We start from the raw sequence: 15,458 nt of genomic DNA, 5'->3' as shown, positions 1-15,458 counted from the left end.
CGATGGACATCCTCTGGACGCTGCTGACCTTGCCGTACGCCCCGGTGCGGGGGCTGACCTCGGTCGTGAAGGTGATCGCTCGGGAGGCCGAGGCGCGGCAGTACGACCCGGCCAACATCCGGCGCGAGCTGGAGGAGCTGGACCGGGCGGCCGAGGCCGGCGACATCACCCCGGAGGAACGGGACCGGGGGCAGCAGCAGGTCCTGGACCGGTTGACCGGTACCGCCGGTGGTGGTTCCGGTGCCGGTGGTGGTGCCGGCTCCGGCGCCACGCCGGCCCGCCCGCACCGGCGGCCCGCAGCCCGGCGGCGGGCGGCGGGCCGGCCACGGCGGGCGGACCGGCGGGACGACCCCGAACGACGGCGAGGGAGGTGAGCGGGATGCCGCCAGGACGCCTACGGGGAGACGGCGACCGCGAGCGCCGGCACGAGCCGGAGGAGCGGTACGACGACGAGGACTACGAGCCGGTCTCGGCCGCCGAGGCGGCCCGCGAGGGGCTGCGCCAGGTCGTCGGCCTGACCGGCAAGGACCCGCTCGGCATCACCTCGATCCAGGCCACCGACGACGGCTGGCGGGTGGGGGTGGAGGTGGTGGAGGACCACCGCATTCCCGCCTCCACCGACCTGCTCGGCCTCTACGAGGTCGAACTCGACATGGCGGGTGGCCTGCTGGGCTACCAGCGGACCCGCCGCTACCAGCGAGGGAAGGGCGACGGGGGTTGAGATGACCAGTCCGCGGCCAGCGGTGGTGCAGAACACGGGCCAGGTGATGGGTGCCGGGCACGAGCCGGCCAACCTCGGCGACATCCTCGAGCGGGTGCTCGACCGGGGCATCGTGATCGCCGGCGACATCCGGGTCAGCCTGCTCGACATCGAGCTGCTCACGTTGAAGCTGCGGCTGGTCATCGCCTCGGTCGACACCGCCCGGCAGATCGGCATCGACTGGTGGGAGCACGATCCGTGGCTCAGCTCGAAGGCCCGCCCACCGGTCGAGCCGGGTCCCCGCGACCCGGAGCAGGTCGAGGCGGAACGCCGCCCCCGGGTGGCCCGGCGGGCAGCCGCACGGGAGGGGTGGAATGAGTACGGCACTTGATCCGGCGGTGACGGTCGGCGCCTGGCTGCACGGCGTGGTCCGCGACGTGGACCCGGCCGCCCTGGTCGCGGTCCCCGGCATGGACGGTGCGCCGGTGCGGGCCGTCCGGGCCGCCGGCCTGGCGGCGGTGGTCAGCCCCGCGCCGCTGACCGAGTACGGCGAGGAGGCGCTGCGCCGCAACCTGGAGGACCTGGCCTGGCTGGAGCGCGCCGCGCGGGCGCACCACGCGGTGGTGGACGCGCTCAGCCGGGCCGGCGCGGTGGTGCCGGCCCGGCTGGCCATCGTGCACCACGACGAGAACCGGGTCGCCGCCATGCTCGCCGAGCGGCAGGCCGAGCTGACCGGCGCGCTGGACCGGCTGACCGGCCGCGGCGAGTGGGGCGTCAAGGGGTACGTGGTGCCGGGCGCCCTGCCCCGCACCGAGGCGCCCACCGGCGCGGGCGGGGCGGGGGCGGCGTACCTGCGGCGGCGCCGGGCCCAGCTGACCGCCCGGGACGAGGGGCAGCGGATCGCCGGCGAGGCCGCCGCGGCCGTGCATGCCGCCCTCGCCGGGTACGCCGTCGCCGCGCGCCGGCACGCCCCGCAGGACCGGCGGCTCTCCGGCGCCCCGACCGCGATGGTGCTCAACGGCGCGTACCTGGTGGAGGGCGCAGGGGTCGACGGTTTCGCCGGGCTGGTGCGGGAGTTGGCCGACCGGCACCCGGAGATCCGGCTGGAGCTGACCGGCCCGTGGCCGCCGTACTCCTTCGTGACGGACGGTCCGGAGCAGCCCGCGCACACCGTCCGGGAGGCGGCGTGGTGACCACCTCGCTCGCCCCCAGCAGCGCCGACGATCCGCTGGCCTACCGCCCGGTGGCGCTGGTCGACCTGCTCGACCGGGTGCTCGCCACCGGCGTGGTGATCTCCGGCGACATCACCCTGGCCATCGCCGACATCGACCTGGTCCGCATCTCGCTGCGCGCCCTGGTCGCGTCGGTCGGCGCGCTCACCCCACCCGAGCTGCCCGATCCTCTCGGGGAGGCGCCGCCCGACGCCCTCGTCCCGCCCGGTGTCGTGGTGCCGCCCGGGGAGGTCGGGTGGTGACCGGGCCGCCGCCGCGCCGGGACGAGGCCGCCGAGCTGGCCGCGGCCCTCGGCGAGCCGACCTGGCAGGCGCCCCGGGTGACGCCGCTGGACCGGCGGCTCGCCGTCGACCGGGACTCCGTCGAGCGGGGGCTGGCCAGTCTCGTGCTCACCGTGATCGAGCTGCTGCGCCAGCTGATGGAACGGCAGGCGCTGCGCCGGGTCGACCTCGGCGACCTCACCGAGGAGCAGATCGAGCGGGTGGGCGTCACGCTGATGGCGCTGGAGGAGCAGATGATCCAGCTGCGCGAGTACTTCGGCCTCGCCCCCGAGGACCTCAACCTCGACCTCGGCCCGCTGGGCCCGCTGCTGCCGACCGACTGAGCGGCGCGCCTCGGGCCGCTCAGCCGAGAAGGCGCGGCCACTGCTCGTCGGCCCGGGCCAGCACCAGCGGTACGACCAGCGCGGCCGTCACCGTGCCCCCTGCTTCTCCGCGTACGCGGCCAGCCAGGCCACCTGCGCCGGATCCAGTGACGGGCGGACCCGCCGCCGGGCGGTGGCCACGTGCGCGGCGGTGACCGTGGACGCGGTCAGCGACTCGCGCATCGCGGCCAGCGCGGCCTCCCGGATCAGCGCCGCGCAGTCCGCCGCCGAGAAGCCGTCCAGTTCCCCGCCCAGCGCGGCGAGGTCCACGTCCGGCGCGAGCGGCACGGTCCGGGACGAGGCGCGCAGGATCTCCGCCCGGGCGGGACCGTCCGGTGGCGGCACGTAGACCAGCCGCTCCAGCCGGCCGGGGCGCAGCAGCGCCGGGTCGATCAGGTCCGGTCGGTTGGTCGCGCCGACCACCACCACGTTGCGCAGCGCCTCCACCCCGTCCAGCTCGGTGAGCAGCGCGGCGACCACCCGGTCGGTCGTACCCCCGTCGCTGGCCTGGCCGCGCACCGGGGCCAGCGCGTCCACCTCGTCCAGGAAGATCAGCGTGGGCGCGGCCTCGCGGGCCCGGCGGAACAGCTCCCGGACGGCCCGTTCGCTCTCCCCGACCCACTTGGAGAGCAGCTCCGCGCCCTTCACCGACAGCACGTTCGCCCGGCCCGAGCCGGCCAGCGCGGTCACCAGGTAGGTCTTGCCGCACCCGGGCGGGCCGTAGAGCAGCACCCCCCGAGGCGGTTGCACGCCCAGCCGGGCGAAGGTGTCCGGGTAGGTCAGCGGCCACAGCACCGACTCGGTGAGGGTCTGCTTCACCTCGACCAGGTCGCCGACGTCGTCCAGCGTCACCGAGGCCAGCTCCAGGGTGGACGCGGCCATCGTGGTCGGCCGGACCACCTCCAGCGCCGCGGTGAAGTCGGCCATCGCCACCGTCGGCCGCTCGGCGGCCTTCTGCCGCAGGGCCGCGCGCACCCCGGCCTCGCGGACCAGCGCGGCCAGGTCGGCGGCGACGAAACCGGGGGTACGGCCGGCCACCTCGTCCAGCCGCACGTCCTCGGCCAGCGGCACCTGCCGGGTCAGCACGGTGAGCTGCTCGCGGCGCAGTGCCGGGTCGGGCAGCGGCACGGTGATCCGCAGGGAGAGCAGGTCCGGGGCGCGCAGCGCCGGGTCGACCGACTCGGAGCGGGAGGTGGTGCAGACCACCGCCGCCCCGGCGCGCACGGTCTCGGCGAGCACCTGACGGAACACGGTGGCCAGCGGACCGGGCTCGTCGGCCGGGGCCAGCGCCTCCACGTCGGTGACCAGCAGCACGGCCGGTCCGCCGGCGCGTACCTCGGTGGCGGCCTCGCGTAGCCGCCGGGCCGCCGCGTCGTTGCTCAGCGCGGCCAGCTCGGGCGCCCAGAGCGGGCGCACCCGCGCGCCGACGGCGGCCGCGACCGCCCGGACCAGCGCCGACTTGCCCGAGCCGGCGGGTCCGCTGAGCAGCACGCCGAGCGAGACCGCGGTGCCGAGCCGGCCCAGCACCTCGCGGTGGTGGAAGCCGAGGTCGAGCAGCTCCGTCAGCTCCTCGGCCTGGGTACGGAGCCCGGGCAGCTCGTCCACGTGCGGCGCCTCGTCCGCCGCCACCTCCAGCCCGCTCCCGCCCGCGCCGGTGGACCCGTTGGCGGCGGCCCCGGTGCCCGGCCCCGAGCCGGGCGCGAGGCGGGCGGTCGTGGGGCGGGCCGGTCCGGGCGAGCCGTGGGTGGCCGGGCCGTGCTCCCAGCCGACCACGGTGTCCATGGTGACCAGTGCGCCCGCGTCCGGCTCCGCGTCGGCGACGGAGAGCAGGGTGCTCGTCCAGGCGTACCCGACGGTGTTGGCGAGGCTGCGCCGCGCGGCCTCGACCAGGCTGCGCACCGAGGCGTCCGGCAGCACGTCCTGCGGCAGCAGGGAGACGTCGTCGCCGGGGGTGACCATCTTGCCCAGCAGGGCCAGCCGCAGCATCTCCGGCGACACCGCGGCCACCACCGGCGCCGGGCCGCTCAGCGTCACCCGACGGGCGGGCACCACCGGCGCCGGGCCGATCGTCACCCGCGCCCCGTCGCGCAGCCCCAGGTTGCCCAGCACCAGGTCGTCGGCGTAGAGCAGGGCGGCGCTCGCGGTCGGCTCGGCGGGCGCCACGATGCCGGCCGTCACCCGTCGGCCGACCAGCCGCACCGGGTCGCCCGGACGCAGCGCCAGCGCGGTCAGCACCTCCGGGTGCAGCCGTACGATGCCCCGTCGGGCGTCCAGCGCGGCGGGCCGCAGGCTCGCGGTGAGGGTCAGGTCCGGTTCGGCCATCGCCCGACAGTAGCGGCCCCCGACCCGACCCGCCGGGCCGTCATGGTCACCGGTCGTCGGCCAGCAGCGACGGGTCCCGGCGGATCATCTCGGCCAGCCGGGCGGCCGGGTCCGCACCCGCCCCGTCCCGGCCCGCCGGCCACACCGGCCCGGTGTTGACCGGCCGCGGCCAGGCCGGCGGGGGCGTGGTGGTGTTCTCCGCGCCGACCGCCACCGCGGTGTCGGCCCAGTCGACCCGCAGGGGGTACGTCCGGCCCTCGTGCTCCACCCGGAGCACGACCGACAGCCCGGGATGCGCGGCCACCACCTGGCGGACCGCCTCGGCCACCTTCTCCACCGGATCACGCCCGTCGGCGACCGGCAGCACCGGCTGGGGCGGACCCACCTCGGGCCGGTCGGCCCCGTCCCACCCCGGGTCGTCCGACCACTCGGTGCGGCCCGTCGCCTCGAAGGCGACGGTCGACGTCCCGGCCTCCTCGCCCGCCCGGCGCCGCAGCGCCTCCTCCCGGCGGGCCATCCGGGCCAGCGTCTCGTCCAGGCCACCTCTCATCACGTCCCCCTCCTCCTGATGGAACGGCTCCTACCGGCGAAAGGTTCAGGTCCCCCTCTCCCGGGTGGCCCGGTCCAGCGCGCGGTCCAGGACGACCAGCAGGGCGTCCCGCACCGAGAGCCGGTCCCGGGCGTCGAAGCGCACCAGCGGCACGTGGTCGCCGATCGCCAGCGCCCACCGGACCGCCCCGAGGTCGTGCGCCAGCCGCCCGTCGAAGGCGTTCACCCCGACGACGAACGGCAGTCCGGCCCGCTCGAAGAAGTCGATCGCCGGGTAGCAGTCGTCCAGCCGCGCGCTGTCCACCACCACCAGTGCGCCGAGCGCGCCCCGGGCCAGGTCCTCCCACATGAACCCGAACCGGGCCTGACCCGGCGTGCCGAACAGGTAGAGCTTGAGGCTGCGGTCGATGGTGACGCAACCGAAGTCCATCGCCACCGTGGTGGTGGTCTTCGCGCTCCGCGTGCCGGGGTCGTCCACGCCGATGCCCGCGGTGGTCATCAACGCCTCGGTGGTCAACGGGGCGATCTCGGAGATCGCGCCGACCGTGGTGGTCTTGCCGACGCCGAAGCCCCCGGCGATCAGGATCTTCACCGGGATCGGCGGCTTGCCGCGCGGCTCGCTCCGGGCCGCCGTACCCGGACCGGACTGCGGCGCCCCCGGCGGCCGGTACGGCGGCGGCGCGGCCACGGGCGGCGCGGGCGGAGACGCCTGCCCCCCGCCCGCCGGGCTGCCGTAGCGGGCGGATGCGCTGTTCGAGGAGAGCCCGCCCAGCGGGGCGACCGGCCATTCAGGAGATCGCACGGAGTCCCTCAATCACTCGCAGGATGATGTCGGGGTCGAGGGCGTCGTCGCCGTCCCCGACGTGCACGTCGAGGTGGCCGGCGGCCCGCAGGTCGCCGACCAGGACCCGGGTCACGCCGAAGTGCATCCGCATCTTGGCGGAGATCTCGGCGACCGAGATCGGCTCGGCGCAGAGCGCGATGATCGCCTGCAACTCCGGGGCGAGCCGGGCCGGCGGGGTGGCCGCCCACGAGCCGCCGCCCGGCCGGGCGCTCACCTGGGTCTCCAGACCGATCGCCGGGTCGATCCCGGCGACCCGGCCGGAGGTGAGCACGAACGGGCGCGGGCCGGCCGGCTGCTCGGCCTCCGGCTCGGGCTCGGGCGCCGGCACGCCCGCGCCGGACGGAGTTGGCGTCCGCAGGTAGGGACGGATCCGGACCATCGGGTCCGGTTCCGGTTCCTCGCCGGCGGCCTGCGGGGTCACTGCTGAACGGCGTTCTTCAGCTCGGCGATCAGTCTCGGGCTGAGCGCGCTGCCGGCCCGCCCGGCGAAGAGGGTCATCTCGTACGCCACGGTGCCCAGGTTGGCCGACCGGTCGGCGACCACGCCGAGCACCGAGCCGCTGCTGATCGCGCTGATCAGCAGGTAGCCGTCGGCCATGTCGACGATCACCCGGTTCAGGCCGCCGAGGGCGTACCAGCTCGCCGCCCCGCCGGCCAGGCTGGTCATGCCCGAGACGACGGCGGCGAGCCGCTCGGCGTTGGACCGGTCCTTGATCGCCGACATGGCCATCAGCAGCCCGTCCGACGAGACGGCGATCGCCTCCATGACCCCGGCCGTGCTCGACGTGAACGAGTCCAGCAGCCAGTTGAAGGTGCGCGCCTCCGGGCTCAGCTCGGGACCGGCGTGGGCCGGGTGGTCGACGTTGTCGTGCAGGAAGGGGCTGGTCACCGTGATGATTCCTCTTCGTCGTGGCGGTGGTCGGTGTTGACTTCACGCAGAGCCCGGGCGACGCCCGCCTCGAACTCCGTGATCAGCTCCCGAACCTCGGTCGGGTCCTGCGGCGGCCGGCTCGCCGGGGCCTGCTGCGGCGGGGCGACCGTCAGGTTGGCCCCGGGTACCCGCCGGCTCAGCCGGGGGCGGTCCGGGGTGGCGGCGGGGCCGGCCGGTCGGGACTGCTCGGCCCGGCGTACCCCGGACTGGAACTGCTCGACCAGCGCGCGGGCGGCTTCCGGGTCCGCGCTGGTGGCGTCCACCGGGCCGACCGCCGGCGCGGCCGGTGGCAGGGTCGCCCCCGGCACCCGCTGCCGGATGGCCGGCGCCCCGGCGGGCGCCGGCGGCCAGGACGGCGGCCCGGCCGGCGGGAACAGTGACGGCGCGGGGGCCGCCGGGACGGGCGGCGGGACCGCCGCCGCCGGCGGGACGGCCGGCGGCCCGAAGAGCGACGGCGTGGGCGGCGCCTGCACCGGCGGCGGACCGGCGGGCACGGGCGGCGCGTCGGCCGGCGGCGCGAAGAGCGACGGCGCGAGTGGCATCTCCACCGAGCGCGGCGCGGCGGCCGGCGGTCGGCCGGCGAACGGCACGTCCCCGGCGGCCGGCGCGGGCGCGCCGCCGAACTCGTCGGGCCGGCGCCGTCTCGGCAGCCCGCCGGGGGTGGTCGGGGCCGCCCCGACGTCCCCGGCGGGCTGCCGGATCTCCAGGAACGCGGTGCCCCCGCTCGGTGCCGCCCCGGCGCCGAACGCGTCCCAGGATTCGCCGGACTCCATGGTGCGGGTGGCCCGACTCAGCAGCGAGGGATCGAAGCCGGCGGTCGGGCTGTCGACCCGGCCCGCGCTCGGGGCGGCCGACGCCCCGGTGAGCGCCCGCCCGGAGCGGGCCGGGTCGATCGCGGCGGCCAGCGACCGGCGGTCCCGGGGCGGTACGGCGGCCCGCGCCACGGTCGCGCCCGCCCGGTCGGCCTGCCGCACCACCAGCAGCGGGTACGGCACGTCCAGCCGGGCGGTGACCCCGCCCCCGGCGGTCGGGGCGAGCCGCACCGTCCAGCCGTGCCGGCGGGCCAGCCGGCCCACCACGAAGAGGCCGAGCACCTCGGTGGGGACCAGGTCCAGCCGCTCCCGGCGGGTCAGCCGGGCGTTCTCCTCGGCCAGCCGCTCCTCGGTCATGCCGATGCCCCGGTCCACCACGCAGAGCCGGGCGCCGGTCTCGGTCAGCTCGCCGGAGACCACCACCCGGGTGTGCGGCGGGGAGAAGACGGTGGCGTTCTCCATCAGCTCGGCCAACGCCAGCACCAGGTCACCGACGATGGCGGGCGCGGCGGAGACCTCGGCCGGCACCTGCACGTCGACCCGGGTGTAGTCCTCGATCTCGCCCAGCGCCAGCCGCACCACGTCGGCCAGCGGCACCGGGGCGACGTGCCCGTCGGTGCCGGTGGCGCCGGAGAGCACCACCAGGCTGCCCGCGTTGCGGCGCAGCCGGCTGGAGATGTGGTCCAGCCGGTACAGGTGCTCCAGCCGGCCCGGGTCGGTCTCCTGCCGCTCCAGCCGGTCGATCAGCGCGATCTGCCGGCCGACCAGGTTCTGGGTACGCCGTCCGACGTGGCCGAACATCTGCGCCACGTTGCGCCGGCCCGCCACCTGGCGCTCGACCAGCCGGGCGGCGGTGCTCTGCACCCGCTCGAAGGCGCGGGCCAGGTCGCCGATCTCGTCCCGGGCCCGGACGTCGACCGGGTCGAGGCGTACCGGGGGGCCGGCCTCGGACTCGTCGTCGGCGACGCGCACCAGCTCGGCCTCGGCGACCCGGGCGACCCGGTCGGCGGAGCGGGTGAGCCGGGTCAGCGGCCGGGCCACCGTACGGGCCACCGCGAAGCTGAGCAGCACCACCGTCAGCAGGACCAGGCCGGCCGCCCCGGCCACCAGCCAGGCCGTGGTGAGCGCCCAGCGCTTCTCGGCGGTGGTCTCGGCGATGACGTCGGCGACGATCTTCTTCTCGACGAACTGGCCGAGGGTGATCATCGAGCGGACCGACGGGAAGAGCGCGTCCAGCGGCACGTCCCGGATCGCCGCGACCGGGTCCTTGACGCTGTCGATGAGGAAGGTCGGGCTGGTCCGGGCGGCCACCGCGGCGTCGTCGAGCAGGGCGAGCTTGTACTGCTCGGGCGTGGCCAGGCTGCGGAACCGCAGGTTGTCCACCTGCAGCGCGGCCATGCAGGCGATGTAGGAGGCGGCCACCCGCGGGTCGCTGGTCGCCTTCACCAGCACGATCAGGGTGGCGCAGGCGCCCAGTCCCTCGTCGGCCCGGAGCAGTCCGTCCAGCGCCAGCACCTGCCGCCCGGCCGCGGTGTTGGTGTCCACCCGCGACGGCAGCTTCAGCGACTCGATCAGGGCCATGTCGATCGGGCCGTAGACCTCCATCACCTGGGTCGGGGTGGCGGCCCGGGCCAGCACCAGGGCGCGCAGGTCGGTGAGCTTGTGGACGCCGTCCAGCGCCGCGGTGGTGTCGGCGGAGAGCCGGTCGGCGTACTCGGCGCGCAGGTCGGCGACCCGGTCGTCCACCGCGGCCGCCCGCTGGATCAGCTCGGTGCGCTGCACCCGGCCGAGCAGCAGCCCCACCGACAGGATGCGTTCCTGCTGGAGCTCTTGGACCAGGCTGCCGATCCGGCTGGCCAGCCGTACGGTGTCCGCGGTCTCGCCGGCCCGTTGGGCGGCGGCGATCCGGTCGAGCGCCACCGGTACGGCCAGCCCGACCATGCTGAGCAGCGGGACGATCACGAGCAGGGCGAGCTTGCCCCGGATCCGGAGCCTACCGAGCAGCATCGAAGGGCCCCCAGCGTTCGGAGCCGCCGTCGCGGCCCGAGCCGGCCGGCTGGAGCAGCCGGTGGTCCTGTGCCAGGCTGCCCCGCTCCGCCGTCTGCGGCGCCCAGGCCTGCGGCTCGGGCCGCGCGCCGGTGTCTGCGTCCTCGGCCCGGCGGGCCTCCGCGGCGCGTCGCTGCGCGCGCCGGTACGCGGCGATCAGCACACCGGCGAGGATCAGCACGAGCAGCATCGACACGGCGGCGGCCCCGGCGGCCAGCAGGCGGTCCCGGTCGTAGGAGTCGATCCGCTCGGCCAGCAGCGCGTCGAGCTGGTCCAGGATGACCGGTTGGAGCTGCTTGGCGGCGGACTGCGCGTTGAGCCGGGCGGCGGCCACCTGGCCGGGGTCGGCGAGCCCGGTCCGCGATCCGGCGCTCGGCCCGGAGAAGGCGGCGAGCGCCTCGACGGCCCGCTGGTAGGTGTCCAGCGGGGTGAGCACGTTGGGGCCCAGGTCGGTGCTCTCCGAGCTGTCCACCGCCTGGCGCAGGCCGGCGACCAGGTCGGTGGCGGAGGCGAGCGCGCCGACCCGCAGCTCGGCCAGTTCGCCCTGGGTGCGGGCGCGTTCGCTCATCGGCCGGGCGGCGCCGAGCGCGGTCAGGTCGGCGAGCCGGCCGGCGGCGACCATCGCGGTCGGCAGGTCCAGGCCGATGCTGTCCTGGAGGAAGAAGGAGTCCTGCTGCGGGTCGCGGACCAGCCCGGAGCTCTCCCGTACCTTGCGGTGCAGGGCCAGCAGCAGGTCGGTCACCTCGCCGTACGCGGTGAAGGCGGCCTCCGGGTCGGCGAGCGTCCGCTCCGGCAGCGCCTCCAGCTTGGCGCGCAGCCCGGCCCACCGCTCGTGGCTGCGCAGCTCGTCGCCGATGCGCAGGTCGACTCCGGCGGCGTTCTGGACGGCCCGGTCCAGCGCGTCCCTGGAGGCGGGCCGACCGGCGACCGCGGCGGACTGGGCGTCCACCAGCGCCTCGGTCACCGGGCCGAGCGCCCGCAGGTACTCGACGCCGAGCCGCTCCCGGACCGCCAGGTCCCGGTCGTCGTCGGTCAGCCGGTGGGTCTGCGCGAAGAGGAAGCCCACCGGCGCGAGCAGCGCCACGACGAGCAGCACGGGCAGCACGCGGCCCGACGCGGAGGGCCGTCGACGGACCCGCTGCGCGGGGACTGTCATGGGTCTGTCTCCTCCGGCGACGGCGGGGGATCTCGTCCGGTGTCGGGGGTCGCCTGTGGAGTCCCATGCACCGGACCGGAAAACTAACCGACCCGGCCCTGGGTCACGCCTCGTTGTTCAGTCAGTTTTGCGTCACTACGAGCGATGTCACATGCCGTTCATGTATCGGCCACGGAAAGTGCCGCGAAGGGAGTCGTCCTGGCCGGATCCGAGCCGATTTCGGGATGAAGATCGGAATTCACGTGATCCGAAGTCGTACCGCCGGTAATGGGCTGGACGGGACGCGGTCGATCCACTCGGCTCGCCGATCGGGCCTACCGGACGGACGTACGGAGGATCCCAGGCAACGCTCAGGTGGCGCGCCGTACCGTGAGCCACATGAGATCACCGCTGTCGGCCGCGCGGCTGCGGCGCGTCCTGGCAAGCCGGCGCCGGGTCGCGGCCGCGTCGGTGGTCGTCGTGCTGCTGGCTGCCGCCGCCGTCTGGGCGGCCCGACCGGACCGGCCCGGTTTCCGCACCGAGTCCGCCCTGGTCACCGTCCTGTCCGGACCGTCCGGCGACCAGCCGGTCGAGCTGGACACCACGCTCTGGCTGCCCGACGACGCCTCGGCCGACCGCAAGGTGCCGGCGGTGCTGCTGGCGCACGGCTTCGGCGGTACGAAGGACTCCGTCCGGTCCGACGCGGAGGACTTCGTCACCCGGGGCTACGCCGTGCTGACCTGGACCGCGCGCGGCTTCGGCCGCAGCGGTGGCGAGATCCACCTGGACCACCCCGACTACGAGATCCGGGACGCCCAGCGGCTGCTGGACCGGCTCGCGCAGCGACCGGAGGTCCGCACGGACGCCGCCGGCGACCCCCGGGTGGGCGTGGTCGGCGGCTCGTACGGCGGTGGCCTGGCCCTGCTGCTGGCCGCCCAGGACCAGCGGGTCGACGCGATCGTCCCGATGATCACGTGGAACGACCTCTCCCGGGCCTTCCTCCCGGAGAGCACCGGCCGGCCGGCCACCGACGGGGTGTTCAAGAGGGGCTGGGCCGGGATCTTCTTCGGCGGCGGCGGCAACGCCGGTTCCGGGCCGGCCGGGCTCTCCGGCACCTCGGCCGCGCAGCCGCAGGGCGCCCCCGCCTCCGCCGGACCGGCCAGCCCGGCGCCGGGCGCGGGACCGGGCACCGGTCCGGGGTCCGCCCTCGCGCCGGCCGCCGACCCGTCCTGCGGCCGGTTCGCCGCCGACGTCTGCGCCGCGTACCTGCGGATCGCCACCACCGGGCGGGCCGATCAGGCGGCGGTGGACCTGCTGCGCCGCTCCTCCCCGGCTGGCGTGCTCGACCGGATCAAGGCGCCGACCCTGCTCGTGCAGGGCGAGGCGGACACCCTCTTTCCGCTGACCGAGGCGGACGCCAACGCCCGCGGCATCGCCGCCGCCGGTACCCCGGTGCGGGTGGCCTGGTTCACCGGCGGCCACGACGGCGGCTCCGGGCCGACCAGCGACTCCGACCGGGTGAGGTTCCTGACCGCGCAGTGGCTCGACCACTACGTCAAGGGCGAGGGGGCGGCCCCCGGCGACGCCTTCACCTTCTCCCGGATCGCCGGCTTCGACGCCCTCGACCGGGGTCTGGTGGCCACCGGCTACCGCACCGCCGACTACCCCGGCACCGCCGGGGACGCCCGGCGCGAGGTCGCCGTCACCGGCCCGGCCCAGCCGATCGCCAACCCGCCGAACGGCAACCCGGCGGCGATCTCGTCGGTGCCCTTCGCCGGCGCGCTCGGCTCGCTGCTCGGCGGGGTGGCCGGCGACATCCCCGGCCAGCACGCCCGGTTCGAGTCGGCCCCGCTGCCCGACGCGGTGGACGTCGCCGGGTCGCCCACCTTCGCGCTCCGGGCGGCCTCGCCGACCGGCGAGGCGGTGCTCTTCGTCAAGCTCTACGACGTCGACCCCAACGGCGCCGCGACGCTCCCCGACGGCCTGGTCGCCCCGGTGCGGCTGACCGGCCTGCCGAAGACGCTCGACGCCGCGCAGCCGGTCACCGTCACGCTGCCGGCGATCGTCCGCCGGATCGAGGCCGGGCACCGGCTGCGGATCGTGGTCGCCACCTCCGACCAGGCGTACGCCAGCCCGGCCGAGCCGACCGTCTACACGGTGGCGGCCGGCGACGCCTTGGTGAGCCTGCCGACGGTGGACGCCGAGCCGATCCCCACCACCGCCACCGTCTGGCGCTGGGTGCTGGTCGGGCTGCTCGCCGCCATCGCGGTCGGGCTCGCCGTGGTCGTCGCCGTCGTCCGCCGCCGGCACCGCCGCCAGGACAGCTCCGTGCACCCGGAGTACGCGGGCGTCCCGCTCGCCGTGCGCCAGCTCCGCAAGGAGTACGCCGACGGCTTCGTCGCCGTCTCCAACGTGGACTTCGAGGTGCACCCCGGTCAGGTGGTCGGCCTGCTCGGGCCGAACGGCGCGGGCAAGACCACCACGCTGCGGGTGCTGATGGGGCTGACCCAGCCCACCGCCGGCGAGATCTACGTCTTCGGGCACCGGCTGGTGCCGGGCTCGCCGGTGCTGTCGCGGATCGGCGCGCTGGTCGAGGGGCCCGGTTTCCTGCCGCACCTGTCCGGGCTGGAGAACCTGAAGGCGTACTGGCGGGCCACCGGTCGGCCGGAGGCGGACGCGCACTTCGAGCAAACCCTGGAGATCGCCGGCCTGGGTGCCTCGGTGCACCGGCGGATCAAGAACTACAGCCACGGCATGAAGCAGCGGCTGGCCATCGCGCAGGCCATGCTCGGCCTGCCCGAGCTGCTGGTGCTGGACGAGCCGACCGACGGGCTCGACCCGCCGCAGATCGCCGAGATGCGCCGGGTGCTCCAGCGGTACGCCACCGACGGCCGCGCGGTGCTGGTCTCCAGCCACCTGCTCGCCGAGGTGGAGCAGACCTGCACCCACGCGGTGGTGGTCAACAAGGGTCGGATCGTCGCCTCCGGGCCGGTCGAGGAGATCGTCGGCGACTCGCCGAGCGTCCTCTTCGACGTGACCGACCCGGCCGCCGCGCGGGTCGTGCTGGACCGGCTGGAGGGGGTGCGGGTGCTGCCCGACGGCCACGGCGCTCTGGTGGTGGACACCAACGGCACCGCGCGCAGCGAGGTGGTCGCGGAGCTGGTCCGGGCCGGGATCGGGGTGGACCGGGTGGTGCCGCGGCGCCGTCTGGAGGACGCGTTCCTCGCCCTGGTGGGCGAGAACTCTCGGGGAAGCGGTGACCGGTGATGGCGGACTCATCCATCGACACGGCGGGTCCGGCCGAGGCCGGCCGGATCGGCCCGGGCGGGGCGGCCGCGGGCTACCGGCCGTCGGCGACCCTGCCGTTCGCGGCCGAGTTCCGCCGGCAGGCGTCGCGGCGGCGTACCCAGCTCGCGCTGGGCTTCATGGTGCTGCTGCCGCTGATCATCCTGATCGCCTTCCAGTTCGACTCCGGTGACGACGACGACAACGGGCGTAACGAGTTCGGCAGCCTGGTCGAGCTGGCCACCTCGGGCGGGCTCAACTTCACCCTCTTCTCGATCTTCGTCTCGGCGTCGTTCCTGCTGGTCGTGGTGGTGGCGCTCTTCTGCGGGGACACCGTGGCCAGCGAGGCGAGCTGGGGCAGCCTGCGCTACCTGCTGGCGGTGCCGGTGCCCCGGTCCCGGTTGCTCGCGGTGAAGCTGCTGGTGGCGCTGGCGTACTCGGCGTTGGCCCTGCTGCTGCTCGCCGGCACCGCCCTGCTCGCCGGCACCCTCCGGTACGGCTGGGAGCCGTTGCGCAGCCAGGTCGCCGCGGAACTGGCGCCGACCGACGGGTTGCTGCGGCTGCTGGCGGTGCTCGGCTACCTGGCGGTCGTCCTGCTGGTGGTGGCCGGGCTGGCGTTCCTGCTGTCGGTGACCACGGACGCCGCGCTCGGCGCGGTCGGCGGGGCGGTGCTGCTCTGGATCCTCTCCAGCATCCTGGACCAGATCACCGCCCTCGGCGCGCTGCGCGACTTCCTGCCGACGCACTACAGCACCGCCTGGCTCGGGCTGCTCTCCACGCCGGTGCAGACCGACGACGTGGTGCGGGGTGCGATCTCGGCGGTCAGCTACGCGACCCTCTTCTGGGGGCTGGCCTTCTGGCGGTTCACCCGAAAGGACGTCACAAGCTGACGTGGCGCTGACCTGTGACTTTTATTTCGGCGGACGCCGCGCTGGTTAACTAAAAATTCATAAAGTCGGA

Annotated in this window: 15 protein-coding genes; 8 read left to right on the top strand and 7 right to left on the bottom strand. The window is 75.7% G+C overall.

What is annotated here, in order from left to right:
- Window positions 1-2 precede the first annotated feature (2 nt).
- The 6 genes from V6U88_RS03780 to V6U88_RS03755 are packed head-to-tail and all read left to right on the top strand — an operon-like array spanning window position 3 to window position 2,536.
- The gene (locus V6U88_RS03780) at window positions 3-374 is read left to right on the top strand and encodes a gas vesicle protein GvpG (protein ID WP_334449793.1); all 372 of its coding nucleotides are present in this window, start codon (window positions 3-5) and stop codon (window positions 372-374) included.
- Between the two features lie 5 nt (window positions 375-379).
- Window positions 380-721 (top strand): gas vesicle protein GvpO, encoded by a 342-nt coding sequence (locus V6U88_RS03775; RefSeq protein WP_334449791.1) that lies wholly within the window; start codon window positions 380-382, stop codon window positions 719-721.
- 1 nt (window position 722) lies between these two features.
- Window positions 723-1,091, top strand: a complete 369-nt coding sequence (gene gvpJ / locus V6U88_RS03770) for a gas vesicle protein GvpJ (RefSeq protein ID WP_154941509.1) — start codon at window positions 723-725, stop codon at window positions 1,089-1,091.
- Complete coding sequence (locus tag V6U88_RS03765; protein ID WP_334449788.1) at window positions 1,075-1,893, top strand: GvpL/GvpF family gas vesicle protein; 819 nt, start codon at window positions 1,075-1,077, stop codon at window positions 1,891-1,893. The genes gvpJ and V6U88_RS03765 overlap by 17 nt, the downstream gene beginning before the upstream one ends.
- Complete coding sequence (locus V6U88_RS03760) at window positions 1,887-2,174, top strand: gas vesicle protein (RefSeq protein WP_334449787.1); 288 nt, start codon at window positions 1,887-1,889, stop codon at window positions 2,172-2,174. The genes V6U88_RS03765 and V6U88_RS03760 overlap by 7 nt, the downstream gene beginning before the upstream one ends.
- Window positions 2,171-2,536 carry a gas vesicle protein K gene (locus tag V6U88_RS03755; RefSeq protein ID WP_334449786.1) on the top strand — a complete coding sequence of 122 codons (366 nt, stop codon included), beginning with the start codon at window positions 2,171-2,173 and terminating at the stop codon, window positions 2,534-2,536. Before V6U88_RS03760 ends, V6U88_RS03755 begins: the two co-directional genes overlap by 4 nt.
- An 87-nt stretch (window positions 2,537-2,623) precedes the next feature.
- Here V6U88_RS03755 and V6U88_RS03750 read toward each other — a convergent pair whose 3' ends face one another.
- From V6U88_RS03750 to V6U88_RS03720, 7 genes are read right to left on the bottom strand one after another with little or no spacing between them, the layout of a single operon-like run.
- A complete protein-coding gene (locus tag V6U88_RS03750; RefSeq protein ID WP_334449784.1) occupies window positions 2,624-4,897 on the bottom strand; it encodes an AAA family ATPase in 2,274 nt (757 codons plus the stop codon).
- Window positions 4,898-4,943: 46 nt separating this feature from the next.
- Window positions 4,944-5,447 (bottom strand): hypothetical protein, encoded by a 504-nt coding sequence (locus V6U88_RS03745; RefSeq protein WP_334449783.1) that lies wholly within the window; start codon window positions 5,445-5,447, stop codon window positions 4,944-4,946.
- Between the two features lie 45 nt (window positions 5,448-5,492).
- A complete protein-coding gene (locus V6U88_RS03740; RefSeq protein ID WP_334449781.1) occupies window positions 5,493-6,248 on the bottom strand; it encodes a GTP-binding protein in 756 nt (251 codons plus the stop codon).
- Window positions 6,235-6,711, bottom strand: coding sequence for a DUF742 domain-containing protein (locus V6U88_RS03735; RefSeq protein ID WP_334449780.1), 477 nt, complete (start codon window positions 6,709-6,711; stop codon window positions 6,235-6,237). The genes V6U88_RS03740 and V6U88_RS03735 overlap by 14 nt, the downstream gene beginning before the upstream one ends.
- The gene (locus V6U88_RS03730) at window positions 6,708-7,178 is read right to left on the bottom strand and encodes a roadblock/LC7 domain-containing protein (RefSeq protein ID WP_334449779.1); all 471 of its coding nucleotides are present in this window, start codon (window positions 7,176-7,178) and stop codon (window positions 6,708-6,710) included. The genes V6U88_RS03735 and V6U88_RS03730 overlap by 4 nt, the downstream gene beginning before the upstream one ends.
- Window positions 7,175-10,039 carry a sensor histidine kinase gene (locus V6U88_RS03725; RefSeq protein ID WP_334449777.1) on the bottom strand — a complete coding sequence of 955 codons (2,865 nt, stop codon included), beginning with the start codon at window positions 10,037-10,039 and terminating at the stop codon, window positions 7,175-7,177. The genes V6U88_RS03730 and V6U88_RS03725 overlap by 4 nt, the downstream gene beginning before the upstream one ends.
- Window positions 10,026-11,234 (bottom strand): hypothetical protein, encoded by a 1,209-nt coding sequence (locus V6U88_RS03720; RefSeq protein WP_334449775.1) that lies wholly within the window; start codon window positions 11,232-11,234, stop codon window positions 10,026-10,028. The genes V6U88_RS03725 and V6U88_RS03720 overlap by 14 nt, the downstream gene beginning before the upstream one ends.
- Window positions 11,235-11,612: 378 nt before the next feature.
- Between V6U88_RS03720 and V6U88_RS03715 the strand changes: the two genes are divergently transcribed.
- Window positions 11,613-14,480: an alpha/beta fold hydrolase gene (locus V6U88_RS03715; protein WP_334449773.1), complete on the top strand. Its 2,868-nt coding sequence runs from the start codon at window positions 11,613-11,615 to the stop codon at window positions 14,478-14,480.
- The gene (locus V6U88_RS03710; RefSeq protein WP_334449771.1) at window positions 14,480-15,388 is read left to right on the top strand and encodes an ABC transporter permease; all 909 of its coding nucleotides are present in this window, start codon (window positions 14,480-14,482) and stop codon (window positions 15,386-15,388) included. The genes V6U88_RS03715 and V6U88_RS03710 overlap by 1 nt, the downstream gene beginning before the upstream one ends.
- Window positions 15,389-15,458: the final 70 nt, after the last annotated feature.

Source organism: Micromonospora sp. CPCC 205739, from assembly GCF_036906795.1.
In the GTDB taxonomy this organism is placed as follows: domain Bacteria; phylum Actinomycetota; class Actinomycetes; order Mycobacteriales; family Micromonosporaceae; genus Micromonospora.
The sequence above is the reverse complement of the archived record's forward strand: the minus strand, read 5'-3'. Positions and strand labels throughout refer to the sequence as shown.